Here is a 23,654-nt window from a genome sequence, read left to right as displayed (position 1 = left end):
CCATGATCAAGCAGGACCATATCTCTTTTCCCGTGACGCCCCGCCAGGCGGGTTGCGTTCGCGTCCTGCTGCTCCTAAGCCGCCTCTGAGCGTGCCGATCCGGCGCGACCGCTCAGAGGATGTGCCTTTTCGCGCCTTTGGCTTAGGACAATGAACGAGATTCGACATGACAGACCAGACCAAGACCGTATCGCCTGAAGCGGACAAGGATGTATCGCCCGAGGCGGGCAAGGATCGCGTGGTGATCTTCGACACCACCCTGCGCGACGGCGAACAATCCCCCGGCGCCACCATGACCCACGAGGAAAAGCTGGAGATCGCCGGACTTCTCGATGACATGGGCGTGGATATCATCGAGGCGGGGTTTCCGATCGCTTCCGAGGGCGATTTCCGCGCCGTCAGCGAGATCGCCAAGCGAGCGAAACAGGCCACGATCTGCGGGTTGGCGCGTGCCCATATCAAGGATATCGACCGCGCCTGGGAGGCAGTGAAACACGCCGCCAGCCCGCGTATCCATACCTTCATCGGCACCTCGCCGCTGCACCGCGCGATCCCCAATCTCACCCAGGACGAAATGGCCGAGCGCATCCATGAAACGGTGACCCATGCGCGCAACCTGTGCGACGATGTGCAATGGTCGCCGATGGATGCGACGCGCACCGAATGGGATTACCTGCGCCGGGTGGTCGAGATCGCGATCAAGGCGGGCGCGACCACGATCAACATTCCCGACACGGTGGGCTATACCGCGCCGGTGGAAAGCGCCGACCTGATCCGCCGCCTGATCGCCGATGTGCCGGGCGCCGACGAGGTGGTCTTTGCGACCCATTGCCATAACGACCTGGGCCTTGCCACGGCCAATGCGCTGGCCGCGGTGGCGGGTGGTGCGCGCCAGATCGAATGCACGATCAACGGGCTGGGCGAGCGCGCCGGCAATACCGCCCTCGAAGAGGTGGTGATGGCTCTGAAGGTGCGCGGCGACATCATGCCCTTCTACACCCAGGTGGACAGCCGCAAGATCATGAACATCTCGCGCCGGGTCGCCACGGTCAGCGGTTTCCCGGTGCAATACAACAAGGCGATCGTGGGCAAGAACGCCTTCGCCCATGAATCGGGCATCCACCAGGACGGGATGCTCAAGAACGCCGAGACCTTCGAGATCATGCGCCCGGCGGATGTGGGGCTGGCCGAGACCAGCATCGTGCTGGGCAAGCATTCGGGTCGCGCGGCACTGCGCGCCAAGCTCAAGGACCTGGGCTATGAGCTGGCCGAGAACCAGCTCAACGACATGTTCGTGCGCTTCAAGGAACTGGCCGACCGCAAGAAGGAGGTCTATGACGAGGACCTCATCGCGCTGATGCGCGCCGGCGAGGACGAGGCGACCGACCGCCTTGTCATCAAGTCGCTGCGCGTCGTCTGCGGCACCGGCGGACCGGCCGAGGCCGAGCTGGTGATGGTCATCGACGGCACCGAGAAAAGCGTGACCGGAACCGGCGACGGCCCGGTCGATGCGACCTTCAAGGCGGTGCGCGAGCTGCATCCCAACGACGCGCATCTGTCGCTCTACCAGGTGCATGCGGTGACCGAGGGCACCGACGCGCAGGCCACCGTTTCGGTGCGGCTCGAGGAAGAGGGCAATATCGCCACCGGCCAGTCGGCCGATACCGATACGGTCGTCGCCTCGGCCAAGGCCTATGTGAACGCGCTCAACCGCCTGTTGGTGCGGCGTGGCCGCCTGGGCGAGGACAAGCGCGAGATCAGCTACAAGGACGTGAGCTGACCCGCCCTGCCCGCTGACAGCGAAAGACCCGGCCACAGCGCGTGACCGGGTCTTTTCATGTCTGGCCCTGCATGGGGGCTCTGCCCCCGTCGCGCGCAGCGCGACTCCCCCGGGATATTTCGCAACAGAAGAAGACAGCCCCGGCCCCTTCTTCTGTTCTAAAATATCCCGGGGGGTCCGGGGGGCTGGCCCCCCGGCGGGTCCCGCAGGGAAATCCCTTCAGGCGGATTCGGGTTCGGATTCGGCTTCGTCGGCCCATTCCCAGGGGCGGGTGAAGCGGCCGAGCACATGGGCGAGCGCCTCTTCATCGGTGGACGCGCTGCGGTCGATCTGCGCCACGAGGCCGCGTTTCTTGGAATCGATCACCTGTGCGACGCGTGCGTCGATCCCGGCTTCGGCGAGTGCGGCGTCATAGATGCGGGTGATGGCGCGTTTGCGCAGGTCCGGCTTGAACACCTTGCCGACCGCCGTCTTGGGCAGTTCGTCGAGGATTTCGACGTGTTTGGGAATGGCGGCACGTTCATGGACATGGACCTTGCAATGCGCCAGCAGCTCCTCGGCGGTGACGCTGGCGCCGTCCACGAGCTCCACATAGGCGCAGGGCAATTCGCCGGCATGGGCGTCGGGCTGGCCGATGGCTCCGGCCATGGCGACATCGTGATGGGCCATCAGGGCCTCTTCGATGTCGGCGGGGTCGATATTATGGCCGCCGCGGATGATCAGATCCTTGGCGCGGCCCGTGATCCAGAGATAACCATCGGGGTCGATCCGGCCCAGATCGCCGGTGCGCAGATAGCGCTCGTAATGATAGAGGTCCGCGTTCTTGGCGGCCTCGGTATAGGTGTTGCCGGCATAGACGCCGGGATTGGAGATGCAGATCTCGCCGACCTCGTCGGTGGCGCATTCCACCGGCGCGCCCGACGCATCGGTCTTGAGGATGCGCACATCGGTATAGGGGAAGGGCACGCCGACGGAGCCCACTTTCTTCTGCCCCTCGGGCGGGTTGCAGGAGACAAGGCAGGTCGCCTCGGTCAGGCCGTAGCCTTCGATCACGGTCATGCCGGTGGAGGATTCGAAGCGCTTGAACAGTTCGAGCGGCATCGGCGCCGAACCGGAAAACGCGTTCTTAACGGTCGAGATATCGGCATCGACCTTGCGCTGCATCAGCGCCGACACCGCGGTCGGCACGGTGATCACGAACGTCGTCTGCCAGCGTTCCAGCAATTTCCAGAAATTGTCGAACACGCCGTCACCGCGATAGCCTGCCGGCGTGGGAAAGACCACATGCGCCCCGGACTTGATCATCGCCATCAGGATGACGTGGCAGGCAAACACATGAAAGAGCGGCAGCGGGCACATCACGCTGTCTTTCTCGGTGAAAAGAAGGGTGTGCCCGAGCCAGCCGTTATAGACCATGCCCGAATAGCGGTGCTGCGCCACCTTGGGCATGCCCGTGGTGCCGCCGGTGTGGAAATAGGCCGCGACGCGGTCCTCTCCGCCATCGTCGAAGCCGAGCGTCACCGGATGCTTGCGCATCTCGGCGTTGAAGCATTTCACGTCGGCATGATGCTTGCCCTGAACCTTGGGACGGATCAGCGGCACGATCCAGCTTTTGGGCGGGGTCAGGTAGCGGTTGAGGTCGATCTCCAGGATCGTGTGGACGCGTGGCGCGTGGCGCACGGCCTCGGCGGTTTTCTGGGCGATGTCGGTTTTCGGGAAGGCCTTGAGCGTGACCACGACGCGGGCATCGGTTTCGCGCAGGATGGCGCCGATCTGTTCGGGTTCGAGCAGGGGATTGATCGGGTTGACGATCCCGGCGATGGCCGCACCGATGGTGACGATGGCGGTTTCCAGCGTATTGGGCAGGACCAGCGCGACGACGTCGCTCTCGTTGATCCTGAGATCGCGGAACAGGTTTGCCGCGCGGCAGACCTGATCGTGGAACTGCTGCCAGGTCATGGTCTGCGCGGGGTCGCTCGCGCCCGAGAGAAGCTGGTAGCTGACGGCCGGGCGATCGGGGAAGGCATCCACCGTTTCGCGCAACATCTGGTAGAGCGTCTCGGGGCGCGGGCGCGCCTCCCAGCTCATCTCGTTCTCGATCGCAAGCGCGTCCTGGCGCGAGGCAAAGGTCATGTGGTCGTTCCTCCCCGATCCCGGCCTCGTTTCAGGCCGGTTCCTTCTCCTGGCGGGCAGGATGGAAGGGATTGACGCGCAGCGCAAGATTTACGCTGCGTTTCGGCGCGCGGGTGCCGCCGCGCGCCGAAACGATACGGGATATCAACCCTGAGGCGTGAGGCATTCGGCCATTGCGCCCGCCATCGCGCGCAGCAACGCCGGGTAGTGATCCGCGCCCGGTTCGAGGCCGATACCGATCGGGTCGAGTTCGCGCACGGGGACGGCATCGCCGAAGACCGAGCCGATGAGGGCGGTGTTGAACTGCGGTTCGGAGAAGACGCAGACCGCGCCCTGTTCCTGAGCCAGCGCGCGCAGTTCGACCAGCCGCGCCGGGCCGGGATCGCTGGCGTCGCTGATGGAGAGCGCACCCGCGGCGGCGATGCCGAAGCGGTTCTCGAAATACTGGTAGGCGTCGTGGAACACGAGGAAGGGGCGATCCGCCAGCGGGGCGAGACGCGCGGCGATCTCTTCGCTCAATGCGGCGAGTTCGGCCTGACCGGCGGCGGCGTTGGCGGCGTAGAGATCGGCGTTCTCGGGATCGAGCTCCGAGAGTTCGCGCGCGATCAGGTCAAGCCAGAGCGCGGCGTTCTGCGGGTCGAGCCAGGCATGGGGATCGGGACCGGCATGGGAGTGGTCATGGCCGTCGGCGTGGTCATGCCCCGCATCGGCGTGATCCTTGTCTCCCTCGTGGTCGTGGTCTGCCTCGTGGTCATGATCCTTGTGGTCGGCGTGGTCGTCGTGGCCTTCCTCGTGGTTATGGTCCTTGTGGTCGTCGTGGTCGTCATGGCCCGCTTCGTGGTCGTGATCTTTGTGATCATCGTGGCCCTCGCCCTCCGCCGCGCCGTGGTCGTGATCGTGGTCATGCGCGGCGAAGCGCGGGTCGATGCGGCCCGGCAGAATCAGGGTTTCGGGGGCGGTGAGCAGGCTGAGGTGGGTGGCCTCGGGGGCCAGTGTCTCGATCGGGTCGACGAGCCAGGGTGTGAGCCCCGGCCCCATCCAGACCACGAGATCGGCCTGTTCGAGCGCGCGTGCCTCGGAGGGGCGCATGGCATAGCCGTGCGGCGAGGCGCCGGGGCGGACGATCACTGCGGGCATTTCATCCGCTCCCACCCCGTCGAGCACCCGCGCCACCAGCGACTGGACCGGTGCGATATCGGTGGCGACACGGGGCGATTCGGCGAGGGCCGGGAGGGCCAGGGGCAAGAAAGCGGCAAGCGCGGCGGCGGACAGGCGCATCGGGATCTCCATGTGATAATATAACATTTCCGCTGCTTGATAATTGTAATTCTATAACATATCAACCCTGCAAAGCAGGAGACCCAGACATGGATGCCATCGGATTTGAAACCCATGACCACAAGGGCTGCATTCGCGCCGGGCTGGAGCGGGTGGAGCGCACCTGTGCCGAGCGGGGACTGCAGCTGACGCCGGGACGCCGGCGGGTTCTGGAATTGCTGCTCGAGGGGCACCGGGCGATGGGCGCCTACGAGATCCTCGACATCCTGCGCGAAGAGGGCGCCGGGGCGCAGCCGCCGGTCGCTTACAGGGCGCTGGATTTCCTGGTCAGCAACGGGTTTGCCCACAAGATCCAGAGGCTCAACGCCTTTATCGCCTGCATGCATCCCGGCGAGGACCACACCCCCGCCTTCCTGATCTGCCGGGGCTGCGATGCGGTGGCGGAGGCCCATGCCGACCCTGCCAGCGGCCTGCTGGGGAGGGCAGCGCGCGAAAGCGGCTTTGTCATAGAACAGGCGGTGATCGAGGCGGTCGGGCTGTGCCCGTCCTGCACGGAGGCGGCCGCATGAGCCTTGTGGAGACGCGCGGGCTGACGGTGCGCATCGGGCGCAACCGCATCCTGGACCACGTGGATTTCGCCATCGAGAAGGGCGAGATCGTCACCATCGTGGGGCCGAACGGGTCGGGCAAGTCGACGCTGTTGCGCGCGCTGATCGGGGCGGTTGCCCCGAGCGAGGGCGAGGTGACGCGCGCGCCGGGTCTGCGGATTGGCTATGTGCCCCAGAGGCTGCATATCGACCCGACGCTGCCGATGACGGTCGGGCGGTTCCTGAGCCTGCCGCGCCGCCAGAGCGCGGTGGATCTGCGCATGGCGCTGGAGGCGGCCGGGCTGCCGGATCTGGGCGGGCGGCAGATGGGCGATCTGTCGGGCGGGCAGTTCCAGCGGGTGTTGCTGGCGCGGGCCTTGATGGAAAAACCCGACCTGCTGATCCTGGACGAGGCGACGCAGGGGCTGGACCAGCCGGGTTCGGCGGCGTTCTACCGGCGCATCGAGGAGGTGCGCCAGGAGATGGGCTGTGCGGTGCTGATGGTCAGCCACGAGCTGCACGTTGTGATGAGCGCGAGCGACAGGGTGGTCTGCCTCAACGGGCATGTCTGTTGCGAGGGCCAGCCCGAGCATGTGGCCCAGGCCGAGGAATACCGCGCGCTGTTCGGCAGCGGCACGCAGGGGGCGCTGGCGCTTTACCGGCACGATCACGACCACGAACATGCGGGATGCGTCGGCGGTCATGACCATGCGCATGACGGGTGCGGGCATGGTCATGACCAGGAACACCAATACGGGGCGACGCGATGATCGGCGCATTGATGGACGATTTCCTGATCCGCGCGGCGCTGGCCGGGCTGGGCGTGGCGCTGGCGGCGGCGCCGCTTGGCTGTTTCGTGGTCTGGCGGCGGATGGCCTATTTCGGCGATGCGACTGCACATGCCTCGATCCTCGGGATCGCGCTGGCACTGGGATTCGGGATGTCGGTCTTTGCCGGGGCGCTGGTGGTTGCGCTGGCAATGGCGATGGCGGTCTCGACCCTGTCGGGGCGCGGCGTGGCGATGGATACGCTGCTGGGGGTGCTGGCGCATTCGGCGCTGGCCTTCGGGCTGGTGGCGGTATCCTTCCTGCAGGGCGTGCGCATTGACCTCATGGGCTATCTGTTCGGCGATATCCTGGCGGTGAGCAAGACCGACCTCGCGGTGATCTGGGGCGGTGCCGTTCTGGTGGTGGCGCTGCTGGCGTGGCGCTGGCAGGCGCTGCTGACGGCGACGCTGAGCAGCGACCTGGCGCAGGCGAGCGGGATCGACCCGCGACGCGAGCAGCTGGGCCTGACATTGGCGCTGGCGGTGGTGGTGGCGGTGGCGATCAAGGTGGTCGGGGTGCTGCTGATCGCGGCGATGCTGATCATCCCCGCCGCCGCGGCGCGCCCGCTGGCGGGCACGCCCGAGCGAATGGCGGCGGTGGCGGTCGGACTGGCGGCACTGGCGGCGCTGGCGGGGGTCGAGGGCTCGTTCGTGCTGGACACGCCGACGGGGCCGACGATTGTCTGCGTGGCGGCGGCGATCTTTGCGCTGACCAGCAGCTTGGCGGCGCTGCGGCGGACCGTGGCGCGGCGCTGAACCTGACCTGAAACAAGGCCTGAAAGGCTCCGGGATGCGACATGCTTTCACGGTGTGTCTTTGCTGTTGACTAATTTTGTCGGAAATGGAATGGAATACCCTATGAATTCACTCGGTTTTCAGGAGGCTCCAAGAGACCATGACCAGAACCATCACCCGCAGCTTCATCGCCGCGTTTGCGCTTTCGGCCACGGTCGCCCCGGCGCTGGCGCAGGAAGTCAACATCTACTCCAGCCGCCACTATGATTCCGACCAAGCGCTGTTTGACGAGTTCACCAGCCGCACCGGCATCACCGTGAACCGGATCGAAGCCAAGGCGGACGAGCTGATCGCACGCATGGAGGCCGAGGGCGAGAACAGCCCCGCCGACGTTCTGCTGACGGTCGATGTGGGCCGCGCCGCCCGCGCCGAGGAAGCGGGCGTGCTGCAGGCGTATTCGTCGGACGCGGTAGAAAACCGCATCCCGCCGCACCTGCGCGACCCCGAGAACATGTGGTTCGGCGTGTCCCAGCGCGCGCGGATCATCTTCTATTCCAAGGAGCGTGTCGAAAACCCGCCCAGCACCTACGAGGAGCTGGCCGATCCCGCATGGAAGGGCAAGGTCTGCATCCGCTCGTCCTCGAACATCTACAACCAGTCGCTGCTGGGGTCGCTGATCGAAGCGCATGGTGAGGACGCCGCCAAGGAATGGGCAGCCGGCATCGTCGAGAACATGGCGCGCGCACCGCAGGGCGGCGACACCGACCAGCTGCGCGGTATCCTGTCGGGCGAATGCGACGTGGCTGTCGCCAACCACTATTATTTCCTGCGCGGTTATGAGCAGGAGGTCGAGGGGCTGACCGACGGGATCGACAATATCGGGTTCGTCTGGCCCAACCAGAGCGGGCGCGGCGCGCATGTGAACCTGTCGACCGCTGCGAAGGCCGTGCATTCGCCCAATTCCGAGAATGCCGACAAGCTGCTGGACTTCTTCACCAGCGATTTCGCGCAGCAGCACTTTGCCGGGCAGAACAACGAGTATCCGGCCGTGAGCGGCGTGCCGCTGGACGAGGATACCGCGCGGCTGGGCATCTTCATCCCGGACACGACGACGAACACCGCCTCTTATGGCGACAACGCGAAGGCGGCGCAGGCCATCTTCAACGAGGTCGGCTGGGACTGATCGCGCCTGACGGCTGAACGAGATCGCCCCGCGCTGTTGCGCGGGGCTTTTTCGTTCCTGCGGATGGTCGGAAGGCGGCGTTTGACGCCCAACCGGCGCCCTACTCTGCCGCGCTCTTGAGGCTGGCCATGAGGTTGTGGAACTTCTCGCCCTGGACGGCGACGTGCTTGTGCAGGGTGTCGCCCGCGCGCGCGCCGTCGCCCTGTTCGAGCGCGGCGACGATGGCCTCGTGTTCGGCCATCGATTGCGCCATGCGGCCACGGAACCCGAGCTGTTTGCGGCGAAAGGGCTTGAGCCGCTTATGGAGCTTGGTGGTTTCCTGTTCCAGGAATCCGTTGCCCGATTGCTGGTAGATGATTCTGTGGAATCGCTCGTTCTCGGTATAGTAGCTGTCGGAGTCGCGGGCCTCGACGGCGGCACGGCAACGGGCGTTGGCATCGCGCAGGTCGGCCAGAGCGGCGTCGCTGATGCGGCGCGCGGCGAGGCGCCCGCAGGCGGCTTCGAGTTCGGCCATCACCTCGAACATCTCGATCAGTTCCACGGGGCCGGGTTGGCGCACGAAGGCCCCTCGCCGGGGGATGAGATCGACGAGACCCGACAGCGCAAGGCGTTGAATCGCCTCGCGAAGTGGTGTGCGCGAAACGCCGAACTGATCGGCGAGGCGGACCTCGTCCAAGCGCTGGCCATCCTGGAAGGTGCCGTCGAAAATCAGTTCTTCCAACTGGACCGCGATATGATCGGCGCGACGTTGCTGCATGGGGGAGAACTTTAGCAGGAGTTTTCTGCGATGCAATATGTCGCTTCTTGTATACAAAACGGTTGACTTGAAAAACATGACGCACGTAGTCTTGCCGGACATCCCCGGCGCTGCCGGGGCAATGCTTTGGGAGGAGACTATGAAAACAATGCTTAGAACCGCCGTGGCGGCCGCGGCGCTCATTTCGGTGGCCGGCCTGGCGCAGGCGACCGAGCTGCGCCTGTCGCACCAGTGGTCGAACAACGACGTCCGTCACAAGGTTGCGCAGATCGTCGCCGACGAGGTGGCAGCAGCCGATGTGGATCTCGACATCAAGATCTTCGGATCGAAATCGCTGTTCAAGCCGCGCGAGCAGTATACGCCGCTGAGCCGCGGGCAGCTTGACATGACGGTGCTGCCGCTCAGCTATGCGGGCGGGCAGCAGCCGGCCTATAACCTGACGCTGATGCCGGGACTGGTGAAAAACCACGACCACGCCGCACGCCTGTCCGCGAGCCCCTTCATGGAGGCGCTGGAGGCCAAGATGGCCGAGGATGACGTGATGGTGCTGGTGCATGGCTACCTCGCGGGCGGTTTCGCGGGCACCGAGGAGTGCCTGACCAAGCCCTCGGATGTCGAAGGCAAGCAGATGCGCGCCGCCGGGAAGGCGTTCGAGCAGATGCTGGCCGGGGCGGGCGCGTCGATCGCCTCGATGGCCTCGTCCGAGATCTACAACGCGATGCAGACCGGCGTTCTGGACGCGGCGAACACGTCTTCCTCGTCCTTCGTGTCCTACCGGATCTACGAGCAGGTCAAGTGCTATACCCCGGCCGGGGACGTGGCGCTGTGGTTCATGTACCAGCCGCTGCTGATGAACAAATCCACCTTCGAGGGGCTGACCGAAGATCAGCAGGCGGCCCTGCTAGCCGCCGCCGAGAAGGCCGAGGCCTTCTACCTGGAAGAGGCCAAGAAGGAAGACGCCGAGTCGGTCAAGGTGTTCCGCGATGCGGGCGTCGAGATCGCCGAGATGTCGCAGGAGGATTTCGAGGCCTGGCGCGCGCTGGCGACCGAGACATCCTACAAGGCCTTTGTCGAGGAAGTGCCCGACGGGCAGGCCCTTCTGGATATGGCGCTGGCCGTCGAATAATCTGACATCCGGGGCGGCGCAGATACGTTCCGCCCCGGATCCCCGACCAGATCACATGCATGAGGGAGGCAGTCATGGCCGTTCCAAACTCGGCAGGCGCAGCGCGCACGGGCCGAAATCCGTTCCTGCGCGCGGTGGCCGCGATATCCACAGTGGCGGGATGGTGTTCGGCGGCGATGATCGTCTCGGCGGTGGGCATCACCTGCCAGATGATCTTTATCCGCTTCGTCCTGAACGGATCGACGATCTGGCAGACCGAGGCGGTGGTTTACCTGATGATCGCGGCGACGCTGATCGGGCTGCCTTATGTGCAGCGGCTGCGGGGCCATGTGAATGTGGACCTGTTTCCGCTGATGCTGCCGATGCGGGCGAGATTCGCGCTGGCGACGCTCACGCTGTCGCTGTCGATCGCCATCATCGCGGTGATGCTGTTTTACGGCTATGAATTCTGGCATTTCGCCTGGGATCGCGGCTGGCGTTCGGACACGGTCTGGTCGGTCAGGCTGTGGATTCCCTATCTGTCTATTCCCGTCGGTCTCGCGCTGTTGCTGTTGCAACTGGTCGCCGACCTGATCGCGATGATGATCGGCGTGGACAAACCCTTCGGACTGGAGGACGCCTGATGGATCCGCTTCTTCTTGGCGCCCTTGTCGCGCTGGCGACGATCATGGTGCTGTTTTCGGGCGTGTCGGTGGCGATCGGGCTGCTGATCGTTTCGGCCGGTTTCCTGATGATTTTCGACGGGCTGCGGTCGCTTGAGCTGATGCCGGAGCTGTTGTTCGGCAAGCTGGACAATTTCGCGCTTCTGTCGATCCCGATGTTCATCATCATGGGCGCGTCGATTTCGTCGACGCGGGCGGGCGCGGACCTTTACGAGGCGCTGGAACGCTGGCTGACGCGGGTGCCCGGGGGCCTGGTGATTTCCAACCTCGGAGCCTGCGCGCTGTTCGCGGCGATGTCGGGATCGAGCCCGGCGACCTGTGCCGCCATCGGCAAGATGGGCATCCCCGAGATGCGCAAGCGCGGCTATCCCGACGGCGTTGCCGCAGGGTCGATCGCGGCGGGGGGCACTCTGGGCATCCTGATCCCGCCATCGGTGACGATGATCGTCTACGGGATCGCCACGGAGACCTCGATCGGGCGGCTGTTCCTGGCGGGCGTCATTCCGGGGCTGATGCTGGTCATGCTGTTCATGGCGTGGTCGCTTTACTCGACATGGCGTTCGGGCGCGCAGGCGGTGCTGAGCGCCGGGAATTACAGCTGGCGCGAGAAATTCGAGATCCTGCCGCGTGTGCTGCCGTTCCTCGCGATCATCCTGGGTGTGCTCTACGCAATGTATGGCGGTGTGGCGACGCCTTCGGAGACGGCAGCGGTCGGCGCGCTGCTCTGCATGGTTATCGCGATGGTGATCTACAAGCTTTGGGACCCACGCCAGCTTTGGGTGGTGCTGCGTGACAGCACCCGTGAAAGCGTGATGATCCTGTTCATCATCGCCGCCGCGGGTGTGTTCAGCTACATGCTGTCGTCGCTGTTCATCACCCAGTCGATCGCCGAGTGGATCGGCACGCTGGAGGTGAACCGCTGGGTGCTGATGGGGGCGATCAACATCTTCCTGCTGATCGCGGGTTTCTTCCTGCCGCCGGTCGCGGTGATCCTGATGGCCGCGCCGATCCTGTTGCCGATCATCACCACCGCCGGTTTCGATCCGATCTGGTTCGCGGTGGTGCTGACGATCAACATGGAGATCGGACTGATTTCGCCGCCGGTGGGCCTGAACCTTTATGTGATCAACGGGATCGCGCCGGATATCTCGCTGCGCACGATCCTGACGGGATCGCTGCCGTTCGTCGCCTGCATGGTGATCGCCATCGTGTTGCTGTGCCTGTTTCCGGGGCTTGCGACATGGCTTCCGGATGCGGTGATGGGGACGGCGCGATGACCTTGCTTGCGGATCTTCTGTCGACGGTGTTCGAGCGGCGCTATCGCCCCTTTGCGCTGCGGCGTCGCGGCACCCGCCCCCTGCCCGATCTGGCCGATGAGCTGGTGGGCGCGGCGGGGGAGACCTCGGGCGTCAGCCTGGCGACCGAAATCCTGTCGGGTTTCGGCGAGATGGATGACGACGAAAAGCGCGCGTTCTTCAGCCATCTGGCCACCGAGATGAATATCGACCCCGAGGCGGTCCGGACGGCGCTTGACGCCTATGAGCAGGCCCCGTCAAAGGCCACCTATCGCGCCTACATGGCCGCGGCAGAACCCCGCCGCCAGGAGCTGATCCGGCGCCTGAACAGCCTGCCCGGCGCAACACGCGCGCTGGTGGAGATGCGCGCGGACCTGTTGCGGCTGGGGCGCGGCACGCCGGAGCTGGAGGCGCTGGACCTCGATTTCCGGCATCTGTTCGCATCATGGTTCAATCGCGGCTTCCTGGTGCTGCGGCCGATCAACTGGGAAAGCCCGGCGCATATCCTGGAGAAGATCACCCAATACGAGGCGGTGCACGCGATCCATAGCTGGGACGACCTGCGCCGCCGCCTGGAGCCGCAGGACCGGCGCTGTTTCGCCTTTTTCCACCCCGCCATGCCCGACGAGCCGCTGATCTTCGTCGAGGTGGCGCTGACGCGCGGCACGCCGGGATCGGTGCAGGCGCTGCTGACAAGCGAGCGCGAGACGCTGCGCGAGGACGAGGCGGATACCGCCGTGTTCTATTCGATTTCCAACTGCCAGGCGGGTCTGGCCAGCATCTCGTTCGGCAATTCCCTCATCAAGCAGGTGGCGGCGGACCTGTCGGCCGGGCTTCCGGGGCTGAAGACGTTCGTCACGCTGTCGCCGATTCCGGGGCTGACCCGCTGGCTGGACTCCGAAGGGTATGAATGGCAAGGGGCCAGCAGCGAGCAGATGCGCGCATTGGCGGCCCACTACCTGCTGAATGCCAAGCTGGATAACGGCGATCCGGTCGACCCGGTGGCGCGGTTCCATCTGGGCAATGGTGCGATCGTCCACGCCGTGCACGGCGAGGCCGACACATCCGAGAACGGGCGCAAGCAATCGGGGGGCACAATGGTGAATTACCTTTACGATCTGGCCAAGGTCGCGCAGAACCACGAACAATTCGCAACGACGCGGCAAATGGTGGCGACATCGGAGGTCCGATCGCTTGCCAATTCCGCCACTCTCGTTAAGGCCGAGGATTCCTGAAACCATGGCAAATATTCTTTACGACAAGCTGATGGGCAAACATGCCGGCAAGGCCACACCTTTCCTGTATCTGCCCGATGGCGGGGTCATCACCCATGCGCAATTCCTGGCGCGCGCGGCGCAGCTGGCCAATGCGATCACCGGAATGGGCCTCGCACCCGGAGACCGGCTGGCGGTACAGGTCGAGAAATCGCCCGAGGCGCTGGCGCTTTATGCCGCCTGTGTGCAGGCCGGGGTGATCTTCCTGCCGCTCAACACCGCCTATACGGTGAGCGAGCTGGCCTATTTCATCGAAAACAGCGGCGCGCGGCTGATCGTCTGCGACAGTGCGAAGAAGGACTCGGTGGCGCCGATGGCCGGGCCGCTCGATGCGCGGGTCGAGACGCTGGACGCGGACGGCACCGGCAGCCTTATGGAGGCGGCGCAAGACCAGCCCGAGACATTCGAGACGGTGGCGCGCGGGGCCGATGACCTCGCCGCGTTCCTTTACACCTCGGGCACGACCGGGCGCTCGAAAGGGGCGATGCTGACGCAGGGCAATCTGTTGTCCAATACCGAGGTGCTGGTCGATCACTGGCGTTTCAGCGGCGATGACGTGTTACTGCACGCGCTGCCGATCTTTCACACGCATGGCCTGTTCGTGGCGACCAACATCATACTGGCGACGGGCGGGGCGATGATCTTCCTGCCGAAATTCGATGTCGATCGGGTGATCGAATGGCTGCCGAAGGCGACGACGATGATGGGCGTGCCGACCTTTTACACCCGTCTGCTGGACGATGCGCGTTTCACCGGCGATCTGGTGGGGCATATGCGGCTGTTCATCTCGGGTTCGGCGCCGCTATTGGCGGAAACCCATGTGCAGTTCGAGGAGCGCACCGGGCATCGCATCCTGGAGCGCTACGGGATGACCGAGACCAACATGAACACCTCGAACCCCTATGACGGCGAGCGGCGCGCGGGCACCGTGGGTTTCGCCCTGCCGGGGGTGGAGCTGAAGGTGACGGACCCCGAAAGCGGCAAGACCCTGGAGCAAGGCGAGATCGGCCAGATCGAGGTGCGCGGGCCGAACGTGTTCAAGGGGTATTGGCAGATGCCCGAAAAAACCGCCGCCGAGCTGCGCGAGGACGGGTTCTTCATCACCGGCGACCTGGGGCGGATCGACGAGGATGGCTATATCCATATCGTCGGGCGCAACAAGGATCTGATTATCTCGGGGGGATACAACATCTATCCCAAGGAGATCGAGCTGTTGCTGGACGATCAGCCCGGCGTGCTGGAAAGCGCGGTGATCGGCGTGCCGCATCCCGATTTCGGCGAGACGGTTCTGGGGGTCCTGGTGCCCGAAAAGGGCCGTGAGCCCGACCCTGACGCGATCATGGAGGCGGCAAAGGCGTCGCTTGCGCGGTTCAAGCATCCGCGCAAGCTGGTGGTGATGGAGTCCCTGCCCCGCAACACGATGGGCAAGGTGCAGAAGAACATCCTGCGCGACACCTTCAAGGATATGTTCGCGGCCTCATGAGGCAGGGCGCGGACTGGCCTGAGAGGGTGCGCGCCGCGCAACGCGCGGGCGTGAGAGCCAGGGCACGAGCCGCCATGCCAGCAGCGCGAACGATGTCGTCCAGAGCAGCGCCGAAAGGGCGATGCCGTCAAGCCCGCCAAGGTTGAGTGCATCCCCGGCAAGGCGCGCCAGGGCCGCCAGAGGCAGAAGCACGAAAGCGACCGTGAGGCCGCGCCCCGCCACCATCTCGCGCCCGGTATGGCCCATCGTGGCGCGCATCATCACCGCGACGGTCATCCCCCCGACCGCGCCGATCCCGAACAGATGCGCCGGTGCCGCCATCGCGGCCAGCCCGAGAGCCGTGGCGCTGACGGCGATGAAACCGGCCGGGATGCCGAGATAGGCCACATGCAGCATCAGAAGAAGCGGCGAGCGCCATGTGGCATGCCCGCGCCAGCGCGCAAGTCGCGCCACATGCAGGAGCGCCGCCAGAACGCCCAGCGCCGCCGCAGCGAGGGTGAAGGGCGCGAAGATCCAGGTCAGCAGGGCAAGCACACCCGTGACAAGGCAGACCGCATCGAAACGGTTGAACGGCACCGGGAGGCGCGCGGCCCCGTGCTGTGCAAGCCAGTTGCGGGTGAAGCTGGGCAGGATGCGCCCGCCGATCAGCATGATCAGGAAGACCAGCAGCGCCAGACCCAGCCGCCGCCCCAGATCGGCGGTCCCGGCGGTCATGACCTCGGCGTGATAGAGGATATTCGCGGCCCAGAGCAGGGTCACGGGCACGAGAACCTTGAGATTTCGCCAGTTCTTTCCGGCCATGATCTCGCCCGAGACCATCGCCACGACCGCCAGAAGGAATGCCTGGTCGATCAGCAGCACCGCGGGCGAACCCAGGGCAGCGCCCCCGGCCAGCACGACACGCCCTGCCAGCCAGATCGCCGCGAGGGTGGCGAGCGGCCAGCCGCGCGTCGGCATCCGCCCGGTCCAGTTCGGCACGGCCGTGAACAGGAACCCGGCAACCACCGCCGCGCCGTAGCCGAAGATCATTTCATGAATATGCCAGTCCACCGGCGCGAACGGGCTGTGGAGCGTCAGTTCTCGGCGCCAGATGAAGAGCCAGACCGGCACGACGCCAAGCGCGAACAGCGTGGCGCCAAGAAAGAACGGCCTGAAGCCGTAGGAAAACAGCGTCGGTCCGTTGAACGGGTTGCGCGGTGTCATCGGCGCACCTCCGGGAATGAGGAAAACGGGGGGCGCCGCCCATGGCGACGCCCCGGCAGGTCAGACGATGCGGGACGCTGCCTCAACGGACCTGCGCAACGAGATCGGCCATGCGCGACTTGGCCTTGCCCTTGTGGATGACGGCGCTGGCCGTATCGAGATTGACGGCCTCGCCCACCTGGATCACGGCGACCATGCCCATCGCGTAATGGGGCGTGCATTTGATGCCGTAGACGCCTTGTTCATCGACGGTCAGTTCAAACTCCTGGTTGAACTTGGTCTTGAAGCTCTCGACCCCCTCGGGAAGCATGCCTTTGATGCTTTCGACGTTGTGGCCCTTGTCGGTGGGCAGGAAGCGGATCACGTCGCCGGGGGCGGCATTGACGTAGGCGGGTTCAAACACCATCGCACCTTCGGCGCCGCGGTTGAGCATCTGCACATCATGGGTTTCGGCGGTGGCGGCCGTGCCCAGAAGAGCCAGCGCGGCGGTCAGTATCAGCGGTTTCATCATCGGAGATTCCTTTCGTCCTGTCCGGTTCGTGTCGTCCGGTTGTTTCGCTGGCATCGGTTATGGTGTATGAACCCGGGGCGAACATTGCTCTTTCACAAACTTCCGAAACATTCGTGGCAAAACTCGACGAAAGCCTGCTGACCGGCCTGCCGCCCTTCTCCCGCCTGAACCGGGAGCAGATTCGCGAGATATTGGATCACGCGACCTCGCGGCGATACGACGAGGGCACGACGATCTTTCGGGAGGGGCATGACGCCGAGCGGTTCTACCTGCTGCTGGATGGCTATCTGCGTGTGGTGCGCACGACGCCGGGGGGCGACCAGATCATCGTGCTGCATATCGCGCCGGGGCAGTTGTTCGGGATCGCGCCCGCGCTTCAGCGCGACACCTACCCGGCCAGCGCGATCGCGGCGGCGGAATCGATCGCGCTTTCGTGGCCGGTGCGGCTCTGGGCGGACTTCACCGCCTCCTATGAGGGTTTCGCGACCGAAAGCTACAAGACGCTGGGCACGCGGCTGGGGCAGATCCAGGAGACCCTGACCGAAATGGCGACGCAGGCGGTGGAAAAGCGGGTGGCCTCGGCGGTGCTGCGGCTGGTCAATCAGAGCGGGCGCAAGACCGGCGAGGGAATCGAGATCGCCTTTCCGGTGACGCGGCAGAACATCTCGGACATGACCGGCACGACCCTGCATACGGTGAGCCGCCTGCTGTCGGCCTGGGAGAAAAGCGGGATCGTGCGCTCGACCCGCAAGCATGTGGTCGTGACCGACCCTCACCGGCTGGTGCTGCTGAGCGACGTTTAGCGGACGGCGTGCTAGGACGGCGCGGCCTTGTCGGCCAGCAGGGCGTCGCGGAAATCATCCTCATCGAGATCGTATTCGATACAGGCATCGGTGATCGCGTGGAATGGCGCGATCGGGCAGCCGGGGCAGAGCATGCGTTGTTCGATGAACACCCGCATCAGCTCGGGCCATTGGGCGAAGAGCTCCGATAGCGGCAGGTCGGGATTGTCGAAGTCGCGGCGTTTCATGTCTCTCTCCAGTCGGCCCGACCATTCTGGGCGCGCGTTTCGTCGCCTTCTTTGCGATTGCGCAACAAGCGGCGTCGCGGCGGCGGCTATCCAGAGTGCATTCAAAACGAATGTCAGGACCGCGAAATGTCAGAACTACTTACGAAATCGCGGGCCAGGAACGTGTTCTACGGGGGATCTATTTTCTTCGTTGTCGTGTTCGTGGCCCTGACGGCGCAGAGTCACCGTCACATCACGCAGAGCTCGACCGCGGGCATGGAACTGAGCGATGAGGTTGTCCTCGGCAAGCATGTCTGGGAACGCCATTCCTGCATCAACTGTCACACGCTGCATGGCGAGGGCGCCTATTTCGCCCCGGAGCTGGGCAACGTGATGACCCGCTGGGGCGCGCAGGACGACCCCGAGATGGCCTATGAAATCCTGAACGGATGGATGCAGGCGCAGCCTTCGGGAATCGAGGGCCGCCGCCAGATGCCGCATTTCGAGATCACCGAGGAGGAAATGCGGGCGCTGTCCGAATTCCTTCGCTGGGCCGATCAGACCGACACCCAGAACTGGCCGCCCAACGACGCCGGCTGAGGAGAGAACAAGATGAAATACCAATCCCAAAAGGTGGCCTACGCCTACTTCCTCGTGGCCATGGGCCTGTTTGCCATTCAGGTCATGGGCGGGCTTCTGGCCGGCTGGATCTATGTGGCGCCCAATACGCTGTCGGAGCTTCTGCCCTTCAACATCATCCGCATGATCCACACCAATGCGCTGATCGTCTGGCTGCTGCTGGGCTTCTTCGGCGCGGCCTATTACCTCGTGCCCGAGGAATCCGAGCGCGAGATCTTTTCGGTCAAGCTGGCCTATATCCAGCTGGCGATCCTGGTGGTCGGCACGCTTGGGGCGGTCGGTTCCTACCTCGTCGGCATTCACGGCGGGCGCGAATTCCTGGAACAGCCGCTCTGGGTCAAGTTCGGCATCCTGGTGGCGGCGGTGATCTTCCTTGTGAACATCTCGCTCACGGTGCTGGCCGGGCGCAAGACGGCGATCACCAATATCCTGCTGATGGGGCTGTGGCTGTTGTGCCTGCTCTGGGTGTTCGCCTTCATCAACCCCGACAACCTGTCCTTGGACAAGATGTACTGGTGGATGGTCGTGCATCTCTGGGTCGAGGCGACCTGGGAGCTGGTGATGGCCGCGATCCTGGGCTTCCTGATGCTGAAGCTGACCGGTGTGGACCGCGAGGTGATCGAGAAATGGCTTTACGTCATCGTCGCCACCGCGCTGTTTTCCGGCATCCTCGGGACCGGGCACCATTTCTACTGGATCGGCACGCCGGGCTACTGGCAGTGGGTCGGGTCGATCTTCTCGACCTTCGAGGTGATCCCGTTCTTCGCGATGATGTCCTTTGCTTTCCTGATGGTCTGGAAGGGGCGCAAGAACCACCCAAACAAGGCCGCGCTTCTGTGGTCGCTGGGCGCGTCGACGGTGGCGTTCTTCGGGGCGGGTGTCTGGGGTTTCCTGCACACGCTGCACGGGGTCAATTTCTATACCCACGGCACGCAGATCACCGCCGCGCACGGGCACCTTTCCTTCTACGGGGCCTATGTGGCGCTGAACCTGGCGATGTTCACCTATGCGATGCCGCAGCTGCGCGGGCGCGCGCCGTATAACCAGGTGCTCAACATGGCCTCGTTCTGGCTGATGACGGGTGGGATGGCGTTCATGACCTTCACGCTGACCTTCGCCGGCACGATCCAGACCCACATGCAGCGGATCGTGGGGGACTATTACATGGATGTGCAGGATCAGCTGGGCCTGTTCTACCTGATGCGTTTCGGCTCGGGTGTGGCGGTCGTGCTGGGTGCGCTGCTGTTCATCTACGCCATGCTGGTTGTGCGCCGCGAGGTCGTCCAGCCCGGCCCGATGACCGTTCCGGGAGAATAAGCCATGACCATCATGACCAAACCCGACCTGCCCTTCTACCGGCCCGTCGCGGATGAATGCGATCTCTTCCGCACCGCGCATGAAAACGGTTTGCCCCTTCTTCTGAAGGGGCCGACCGGCTGCGGCAAAACCCGCTTTGTCGAGCATATGGCCGCAAAGCTGGGCCTGCCGCTCCATACAGTGGCCTGCCATGACGACCTGTCGGCGGCGGACCTGATCGGGCGCTACCTGCTGAAGGGTGGCGAGACCGTGTGGGTCGACGGGCCGCTGACGCGGGCGGTGCGCGAGGGCGGTATCTGTTACCTCGACGAGGTGGTGGAGGCGCGCAAGGACGTGACCGTCGTGCTGCACCCGCTGACCGATGACCGGCGGCGGCTGATGATGGACCGCACCGGCGAGGAGCTGGTGGCGCCCAAGGGCTTCATGCTGGTGGCCAGCTACAACCCCGGCTACCAGAACATCCTCAAGAAGCTGAAGCCCTCGACGCGGCAGCGGTTCCTGTCGATCGGCTTCGATTTCCCGCAACCGGGTGTGGAAACCGCCGTCGTGGCGCGCGAAAGCGGGCTGGACGAGGCGCGCAGCGCCGCGCTGGTGCGGCTGGCGGGGCATATCCGCAGGCTGTCGGGCATGGACCTGGAGGAAGGTATCTCGACCCGGCTGCTGATCTATGCGGCGACGATGATCGCGCGCGGCACCAAGGTCGATCGCGCCATCGAAGCGGCGATCATCGAGCCCCTGAGCGACGAGCCGGACGTGCAGCAGGCGCTGCGCGATCTTGCGGCCAGCGTATACGGGTGACGGCATGATCCATCTGCTTGACCTGATGGAGCCGGAGGAAACCGTCGGCAACCTCTGGCATGACATGGCGACCCGGCGCGCGCGCGGCGATGGTGAGGGAGATGAGGACCGAGCCATCGCCTTCGCCGAGATCCGCGCGAGTGCGGCCACGCTTTTCCGCGCGCTTGGCGGCGCGGCGGGGACAGAGATCGTCCCCGCCCCGGCGGCCGCTTCAGATCACCGGCCCGACCGGCTGCGCCGGATCGGCACGCCGCGCGAGATGCTGCATGTGGCGGATTTCGACGGCGAGAAGCTGCGCCTGCCGCCGGTGATGGATGCCTTCCCCAGCCGCGAGATGAACCGCGCGGCCTATCTGTGGCTGGCGGCGCTGGCGGCCTGTGTCGAAATCCCGGCGCGGCACGACGATCCGCTGGCCGCCGACCGGGCCGAGATCGCCGCCATCGCCGAAGCGGCGGATATCGCCTATGACGCCTGTCCGGGCTTGCGCGCGCCTTATGAGGCGCTGTGCCGTCATGTGGCCGGGAACCGGGCGCGCAGCGGATTGCCCGCCTGCGAGCGCGGTGTCGAGCGGCTGATCCTTGACCAGCTCAACGGTCTGAGCCCGGCCGAGGAATGCCTGACCTGCCCTGCCCCGCGCGGTTATCGAACCTATGCGCCCGTGCCGATCTGGCTGCGCCTGCGCACCCGCGAAAGCGGCGCCGGTGCCGCGCCCGATGGTGACGAGCCCGCCGCGAACCAACCGGCCTTCGCCGCGCGGACGCGCAAGGAAGCGCGGCGCGAGGAGCGCGACCAGGCCAATCGCAATGACAGTTTTATAGTCCACCGTTTCGAATCGATCATGTCCTGGGCCGAGAGCCTCAATATCAACCGGATGGTGGATGACGACGATCAGGACAACGCCCAGAAGGCCGCCGAGGATCAGGATCACATCTCGCTCAGCCAGCATTTCAAACGCGCCGCGACGCGCCTGCGCCTGTCGCTGGACCTGTCGCCGCAGGATGCCGAGCACGAGCGGGTTGCGGGCAAGTTCACCTATCCCGAATGGAACCGGCGCAGCGGCGATTACATGCCGGATCACACGCGAGTCCTCGAGATCGAGGCGAAACCGGCCGCGCAATACCGGCCCGACCCGCGATTGGTGGAACGTGTGAAGCGCCAATTCGCGCCGCTGCATCCGCGCCGGGTGATCCTGCCCCGGCAACTGGATGGTGACGATCTGGACCTCGATGCGGTGATCGCATCGCGCAGCGACCTGGCCGCCGGGCATGAGGGCAGCGACCGGGTCTGGCAGGCGGGACGCCCGGTGGCGCGCGACCTGTCGGTGGCGATCCTGCTGGACAGTTCGCGTTCGACCGAGGCGGCGCTGGGCGATCACACCGTGATCGGCGCGGCGCGCGAGGCGCTTTCGGCGCTGGCGGCGGGAATCGACACGGCGGGCGACCGGCTGGCGATCTGGAGCTTTTCGTCGCTGCGCCGCGACCGGGTATTCCTCCAGCGCGCCAAGGCGTTCGACGAGCCGATGTCGCCCGACGTGACCGCACGGATCGGCGGGTTCAGGCCGGGGCATTACACGCGACTCGGCGCGGCGATCCGGCATGTCTCGGCACAATTGGCCGACGAGGGCGCGACGCGCCGCCTGCTATTGGTGCTGACCGACGGCAAGCCCAACGACCTTGACCATTACGAGGGCGTTCACGGGATCGAGGACAGCCGCATGGCGGTGCGCGAGGCGCGCGCGCTGGGACAGGCGATTCACGGGGTGATCGTGGATGCGGACGGACAGGACTGGTTCGCGCGCATCTTCGGACGCGCCGGGTTCACCCTGCTGCCCGATCCCGACCGCCTGCCACGGGCCTTGCCCGAGATTTATCAGACCCTGACAACGGAGACCTGACATGCGTAGAGTTTTTTCACCTGCCCGCCTCGCCCGGCTTGGCCCGCTTGCGACCCTGGTCGTGCTCTTGTCCGGCCAGATCGCGGCGGCGACGTTCGAGAGGCCGATACCGCAACCCCAGACCGACAGTGCCGAAGCCTGGTATTTCATCGCCTCGCTGATGCTGGTGGTGGCGCTGGCGATCGTGCAGGTTCTGGTGAACCGGCGATGAAATCCCGGCCATCGTTGCGCCTCTATGCTGCCCTCTACCCTTTCGGCGCGGGGGCGATGGGCGTGAACCTGTTCTTTGCCACGCTGATCGGCAGCTGGCTGGGTTGGCCGGTGCTGACGCCCTGGCAGGCCGCCGCCGGAGGATTGGTGATCGGCCTGCCCGCGACATGGGCGTTCGCCTGTCATATCGTGAAGCTGATGAATCAGGCCGAGGACAGGTGAGCGCATGGGCGGATGGGGCGAATACGGGCTGGCCATGGGGCTGTTCATCGCCAGTCATTTCCTGCCGCGCATCGGCGGGCTGCGCGAGCGGCTGATCGGTGCGGTCGGGCGGCAGATGTATTTCTCGGTTTACGGTATGCTGTCGCTCTTGCTGCTGGCTTGGGTGATCGTGGCCGCCGGGCGCGCGCCTTATGTCGAGCTGTGGACACAGATGCCGTGGATGCGCTGGCTGCCCAACCTCGCGATGCCCCTGGCCGGGCTGCTGGTGATTTGCGGCGCGGGCGTGAACAACCCCTGGACACTGGGCGGGCGCGGCGACGTGAAGAGCGCCACAGGCGGCGCACCGGGATTCGCGGCGCTGTCGCGCCATCCGCTTCTGGTGGCTCTGGGGCTTTGGGCGGCCTCTCATGCCGTGGTGAACGGCGATCTGGCGCATCTGACGCTGTTCGGGGGATTCGCAGCGCTGGCCCTTGGGGCGATACCGCTGTTTGACATGCGCGCAGCGCGGGCGCTTGGCGGTCAGGCGCCCGCGTTCTTTGAGCGCACGGCGATCCTGTCGCCCGCACCGCTGGCGAATCGGGGCTGGTGGCGGGCGATGGGGCGGCGAATGACGATCCGCGTGACGGTAGCGGCGGCCCTGTGGCTGGCACTCCTGCATCTGCACGCGCCTGTTATCGGTGTTTCACCATTTCCCTGACAAAACTTGATCCGGCGCAAAGTCAGCGCCTCTGG

At 65.3% G+C, this 23,654-nt stretch carries 24 protein-coding genes; 18 read left to right on the top strand and 6 right to left on the bottom strand.

The features are described 5' to 3' along the window. Positions 1–166: 166 nt before the first annotated feature. Positions 167–1,780, top strand: coding sequence for a 2-isopropylmalate synthase (locus ROH8110_RS00680; RefSeq protein WP_085815879.1), 1,614 nt, complete (start codon positions 167–169; stop codon positions 1,778–1,780). Between the two features lie 219 nt (positions 1,781–1,999). Here the strand turns inward: ROH8110_RS00680 and ROH8110_RS00675 are convergent, their stop codons facing one another. Then, positions 2,000–3,913: an acyl-CoA synthetase gene (locus ROH8110_RS00675; RefSeq protein ID WP_085815878.1), complete on the bottom strand. Its 1,914-nt coding sequence runs from the start codon at positions 3,911–3,913 to the stop codon at positions 2,000–2,002. 144 nt (positions 3,914–4,057) lie between these two features. Beyond that, positions 4,058–5,218 (bottom strand): zinc ABC transporter substrate-binding protein, encoded by a 1,161-nt coding sequence (locus ROH8110_RS00670; RefSeq protein ID WP_245962786.1) that lies wholly within the window; start codon positions 5,216–5,218, stop codon positions 4,058–4,060. A 62-nt stretch (positions 5,219–5,280) separates the two neighbouring features. Here ROH8110_RS00670 and ROH8110_RS00665 point away from each other — a divergent pair, with 62 nt between their 5' ends. The 4 genes from ROH8110_RS00665 to ROH8110_RS00650 all read left to right on the top strand — a co-directional run bounded on the left by ROH8110_RS00665 (position 5,281) and on the right by ROH8110_RS00650 (position 8,522). After that, complete coding sequence (locus ROH8110_RS00665) at positions 5,281–5,760, top strand: transcriptional repressor (protein ID WP_085815877.1); 480 nt, start codon at positions 5,281–5,283, stop codon at positions 5,758–5,760. After that, a complete protein-coding gene (locus ROH8110_RS00660; RefSeq protein WP_085816907.1) occupies positions 5,757–6,548 on the top strand; it encodes a metal ABC transporter ATP-binding protein in 792 nt (263 codons plus the stop codon). Before ROH8110_RS00665 ends, ROH8110_RS00660 begins: the two co-directional genes overlap by 4 nt. Next, complete coding sequence (locus ROH8110_RS00655; protein WP_085815876.1) at positions 6,545–7,360, top strand: metal ABC transporter permease; 816 nt, start codon at positions 6,545–6,547, stop codon at positions 7,358–7,360. Before ROH8110_RS00660 ends, ROH8110_RS00655 begins: the two co-directional genes overlap by 4 nt. Before the next feature lie 139 nt (positions 7,361–7,499). Further along, entirely contained in the window at positions 7,500–8,522 is a 1,023-nt protein-coding gene (locus ROH8110_RS00650) for an extracellular solute-binding protein (RefSeq protein ID WP_085815875.1), read from the top strand. Between the two features lie 100 nt (positions 8,523–8,622). Here ROH8110_RS00650 and ROH8110_RS00645 read toward each other — a convergent pair whose 3' ends face one another. Continuing rightward, entirely contained in the window at positions 8,623–9,279 is a 657-nt protein-coding gene (locus ROH8110_RS00645; RefSeq protein WP_085815874.1) for a GntR family transcriptional regulator, read from the bottom strand. A 139-nt stretch (positions 9,280–9,418) separates the two neighbouring features. Here ROH8110_RS00645 and dctP point away from each other — a divergent pair, with 139 nt between their 5' ends. The 5 genes from dctP (at position 9,419) to ROH8110_RS00620 (ending at position 15,119) form a co-directional block, all read left to right on the top strand. Next, positions 9,419–10,405, top strand: coding sequence for a TRAP transporter substrate-binding protein DctP (dctP, locus tag ROH8110_RS00640; RefSeq protein ID WP_085815873.1), 987 nt, complete (start codon positions 9,419–9,421; stop codon positions 10,403–10,405). A 74-nt stretch (positions 10,406–10,479) separates the two neighbouring features. Further along, the gene (locus ROH8110_RS00635) at positions 10,480–11,028 is read left to right on the top strand and encodes a TRAP transporter small permease (protein ID WP_085815872.1); all 549 of its coding nucleotides are present in this window, start codon (positions 10,480–10,482) and stop codon (positions 11,026–11,028) included. Further along, positions 11,028–12,344 (top strand): TRAP transporter large permease, encoded by a 1,317-nt coding sequence (locus ROH8110_RS00630; protein ID WP_085815871.1) that lies wholly within the window; start codon positions 11,028–11,030, stop codon positions 12,342–12,344. The genes ROH8110_RS00635 and ROH8110_RS00630 overlap by 1 nt, the downstream gene beginning before the upstream one ends. Further along, entirely contained in the window at positions 12,341–13,597 is a 1,257-nt protein-coding gene (locus ROH8110_RS00625) for a malonyl-CoA decarboxylase (protein WP_085815870.1), read from the top strand. The genes ROH8110_RS00630 and ROH8110_RS00625 overlap by 4 nt, the downstream gene beginning before the upstream one ends. Before the next feature lie 4 nt (positions 13,598–13,601). After that, on the top strand, positions 13,602–15,119 hold the full coding sequence (locus tag ROH8110_RS00620; RefSeq protein WP_085815869.1) for a malonate--CoA ligase: 1,518 nt from the start codon (positions 13,602–13,604) through the stop codon (positions 15,117–15,119). Here ROH8110_RS00620 and ROH8110_RS00615 read toward each other — a convergent pair. Further along, positions 15,114–16,322: an NnrS family protein gene (locus ROH8110_RS00615; protein ID WP_085815868.1), complete on the bottom strand. Its 1,209-nt coding sequence runs from the start codon at positions 16,320–16,322 to the stop codon at positions 15,114–15,116. The two genes, ROH8110_RS00620 and ROH8110_RS00615, sit on opposite strands and share 6 nt — an antisense overlap. Before the next feature lie 82 nt (positions 16,323–16,404). Then, positions 16,405–16,833: a pseudoazurin gene (locus ROH8110_RS00610; RefSeq protein WP_211330753.1), complete on the bottom strand. Its 429-nt coding sequence runs from the start codon at positions 16,831–16,833 to the stop codon at positions 16,405–16,407. 113 nt (positions 16,834–16,946) lie between these two features. On the opposite strand from ROH8110_RS00610, the gene ROH8110_RS00605 reads away from it, so the two are divergent. Continuing rightward, positions 16,947–17,636, top strand: coding sequence for a Crp/Fnr family transcriptional regulator (locus ROH8110_RS00605; protein ID WP_085816905.1), 690 nt, complete (start codon positions 16,947–16,949; stop codon positions 17,634–17,636). Between the two features lie 11 nt (positions 17,637–17,647). Here ROH8110_RS00605 and ROH8110_RS00600 read toward each other — a convergent pair whose 3' ends face one another. Continuing rightward, positions 17,648–17,863 carry a DUF1858 domain-containing protein gene (locus ROH8110_RS00600; protein ID WP_085815867.1) on the bottom strand — a complete coding sequence of 72 codons (216 nt, stop codon included), beginning with the start codon at positions 17,861–17,863 and terminating at the stop codon, positions 17,648–17,650. 126 nt (positions 17,864–17,989) lie between these two features. On the opposite strand from ROH8110_RS00600, the gene ROH8110_RS00595 reads away from it, so the two are divergent. From ROH8110_RS00595 to ROH8110_RS00565, 7 genes are read left to right on the top strand one after another with little or no spacing between them, the layout of a single operon-like run. Then, positions 17,990–18,442 carry a c-type cytochrome gene (locus ROH8110_RS00595; protein ID WP_085816904.1) on the top strand — a complete coding sequence of 151 codons (453 nt, stop codon included), beginning with the start codon at positions 17,990–17,992 and terminating at the stop codon, positions 18,440–18,442. 12 nt (positions 18,443–18,454) lie between these two features. Continuing rightward, positions 18,455–19,798, top strand: a complete 1,344-nt coding sequence (locus ROH8110_RS00590) for a cbb3-type cytochrome c oxidase subunit I (RefSeq protein WP_085815866.1) — start codon at positions 18,455–18,457, stop codon at positions 19,796–19,798. A 3-nt stretch (positions 19,799–19,801) separates the two neighbouring features. Beyond that, positions 19,802–20,596 (top strand): CbbQ/NirQ/NorQ/GpvN family protein, encoded by a 795-nt coding sequence (locus tag ROH8110_RS00585; RefSeq protein ID WP_085815865.1) that lies wholly within the window; start codon positions 19,802–19,804, stop codon positions 20,594–20,596. A 4-nt stretch (positions 20,597–20,600) separates the two neighbouring features. Then, a complete protein-coding gene (locus ROH8110_RS00580; protein WP_085815864.1) occupies positions 20,601–22,490 on the top strand; it encodes a nitric oxide reductase activation protein NorD in 1,890 nt (629 codons plus the stop codon). Between the two features lies 1 nt (position 22,491). Then, on the top strand, positions 22,492–22,701 hold the full coding sequence (locus tag ROH8110_RS00575; protein ID WP_085815863.1) for a hypothetical protein: 210 nt from the start codon (positions 22,492–22,494) through the stop codon (positions 22,699–22,701). Further along, positions 22,698–22,922 (top strand): NnrT protein, encoded by a 225-nt coding sequence (locus tag ROH8110_RS00570; protein WP_085815862.1) that lies wholly within the window; start codon positions 22,698–22,700, stop codon positions 22,920–22,922. The genes ROH8110_RS00575 and ROH8110_RS00570 overlap by 4 nt, the downstream gene beginning before the upstream one ends. 4 nt (positions 22,923–22,926) lie before the next feature. After that, a complete protein-coding gene (locus tag ROH8110_RS00565; protein ID WP_085815861.1) occupies positions 22,927–23,619 on the top strand; it encodes an NnrU family protein in 693 nt (230 codons plus the stop codon). Positions 23,620–23,654 lie beyond the last annotated feature (35 nt).

Source organism: Roseovarius halotolerans, assembly GCF_900172255.1.
In the GTDB taxonomy this organism is placed as follows: domain Bacteria; phylum Pseudomonadota; class Alphaproteobacteria; order Rhodobacterales; family Rhodobacteraceae; genus Roseovarius; species Roseovarius halotolerans.
Note: the sequence above shows the minus strand (reverse complement) of the source record. Positions and strands in the feature narration are given on the sequence as shown.

What these genes read in the sequence shown, in the direction of transcription:
- ROH8110_RS00650 (WP_085815875.1), top strand. Translation starts at nt 7,500, where the DNA reads ATGACCAGAACCATCACCCGCAGCTTCATCGCCGCGTTTGCGCTTTCG.
- ROH8110_RS00615 (WP_085815868.1), bottom strand. Translation starts at nt 16,322, where the DNA reads ATGACACCGCGCAACCCGTTCAACGGACCGACGCTGTTTTCCTACGGC.
- ROH8110_RS00675 (WP_085815878.1), bottom strand. Translation starts at nt 3,913, where the DNA reads ATGACCTTTGCCTCGCGCCAGGACGCGCTTGCGATCGAGAACGAGATG.
- ROH8110_RS00565 (WP_085815861.1), top strand. Translation starts at nt 22,927, where the DNA reads ATGGGCGGATGGGGCGAATACGGGCTGGCCATGGGGCTGTTCATCGCC.
- ROH8110_RS00595 (WP_085816904.1), top strand. Translation starts at nt 17,990, where the DNA reads ATGTCAGAACTACTTACGAAATCGCGGGCCAGGAACGTGTTCTACGGG.
- ROH8110_RS00655 (WP_085815876.1), top strand. Translation starts at nt 6,545, where the DNA reads ATGATCGGCGCATTGATGGACGATTTCCTGATCCGCGCGGCGCTGGCC.
- ROH8110_RS00625 (WP_085815870.1), top strand. Translation starts at nt 12,341, where the DNA reads ATGACCTTGCTTGCGGATCTTCTGTCGACGGTGTTCGAGCGGCGCTAT.
- ROH8110_RS00610 (WP_211330753.1), bottom strand. Translation starts at nt 16,833, where the DNA reads ATGATGAAACCGCTGATACTGACCGCCGCGCTGGCTCTTCTGGGCACG.
- ROH8110_RS00590 (WP_085815866.1), top strand. Translation starts at nt 18,455, where the DNA reads ATGAAATACCAATCCCAAAAGGTGGCCTACGCCTACTTCCTCGTGGCC.
- ROH8110_RS00680 (WP_085815879.1), top strand. Translation starts at nt 167, where the DNA reads ATGACAGACCAGACCAAGACCGTATCGCCTGAAGCGGACAAGGATGTA.
- dctP (WP_085815873.1), top strand. Translation starts at nt 9,419, where the DNA reads ATGAAAACAATGCTTAGAACCGCCGTGGCGGCCGCGGCGCTCATTTCG.
- ROH8110_RS00645 (WP_085815874.1), bottom strand. Translation starts at nt 9,279, where the DNA reads ATGCAGCAACGTCGCGCCGATCATATCGCGGTCCAGTTGGAAGAACTG.
- ROH8110_RS00585 (WP_085815865.1), top strand. Translation starts at nt 19,802, where the DNA reads ATGACCATCATGACCAAACCCGACCTGCCCTTCTACCGGCCCGTCGCG.
- ROH8110_RS00630 (WP_085815871.1), top strand. Translation starts at nt 11,028, where the DNA reads ATGGATCCGCTTCTTCTTGGCGCCCTTGTCGCGCTGGCGACGATCATG.
- ROH8110_RS00575 (WP_085815863.1), top strand. Translation starts at nt 22,492, where the DNA reads ATGCGTAGAGTTTTTTCACCTGCCCGCCTCGCCCGGCTTGGCCCGCTT.
- ROH8110_RS00665 (WP_085815877.1), top strand. Translation starts at nt 5,281, where the DNA reads ATGGATGCCATCGGATTTGAAACCCATGACCACAAGGGCTGCATTCGC.
- ROH8110_RS00570 (WP_085815862.1), top strand. Translation starts at nt 22,698, where the DNA reads ATGAAATCCCGGCCATCGTTGCGCCTCTATGCTGCCCTCTACCCTTTC.
- ROH8110_RS00600 (WP_085815867.1), bottom strand. Translation starts at nt 17,863, where the DNA reads ATGAAACGCCGCGACTTCGACAATCCCGACCTGCCGCTATCGGAGCTC.
- ROH8110_RS00635 (WP_085815872.1), top strand. Translation starts at nt 10,480, where the DNA reads ATGGCCGTTCCAAACTCGGCAGGCGCAGCGCGCACGGGCCGAAATCCG.
- ROH8110_RS00670 (WP_245962786.1), bottom strand. Translation starts at nt 5,218, where the DNA reads ATGTTATATTATCACATGGAGATCCCGATGCGCCTGTCCGCCGCCGCG.
- ROH8110_RS00660 (WP_085816907.1), top strand. Translation starts at nt 5,757, where the DNA reads ATGAGCCTTGTGGAGACGCGCGGGCTGACGGTGCGCATCGGGCGCAAC.
- ROH8110_RS00620 (WP_085815869.1), top strand. Translation starts at nt 13,602, where the DNA reads ATGGCAAATATTCTTTACGACAAGCTGATGGGCAAACATGCCGGCAAG.
- ROH8110_RS00580 (WP_085815864.1), top strand. Translation starts at nt 20,601, where the DNA reads ATGATCCATCTGCTTGACCTGATGGAGCCGGAGGAAACCGTCGGCAAC.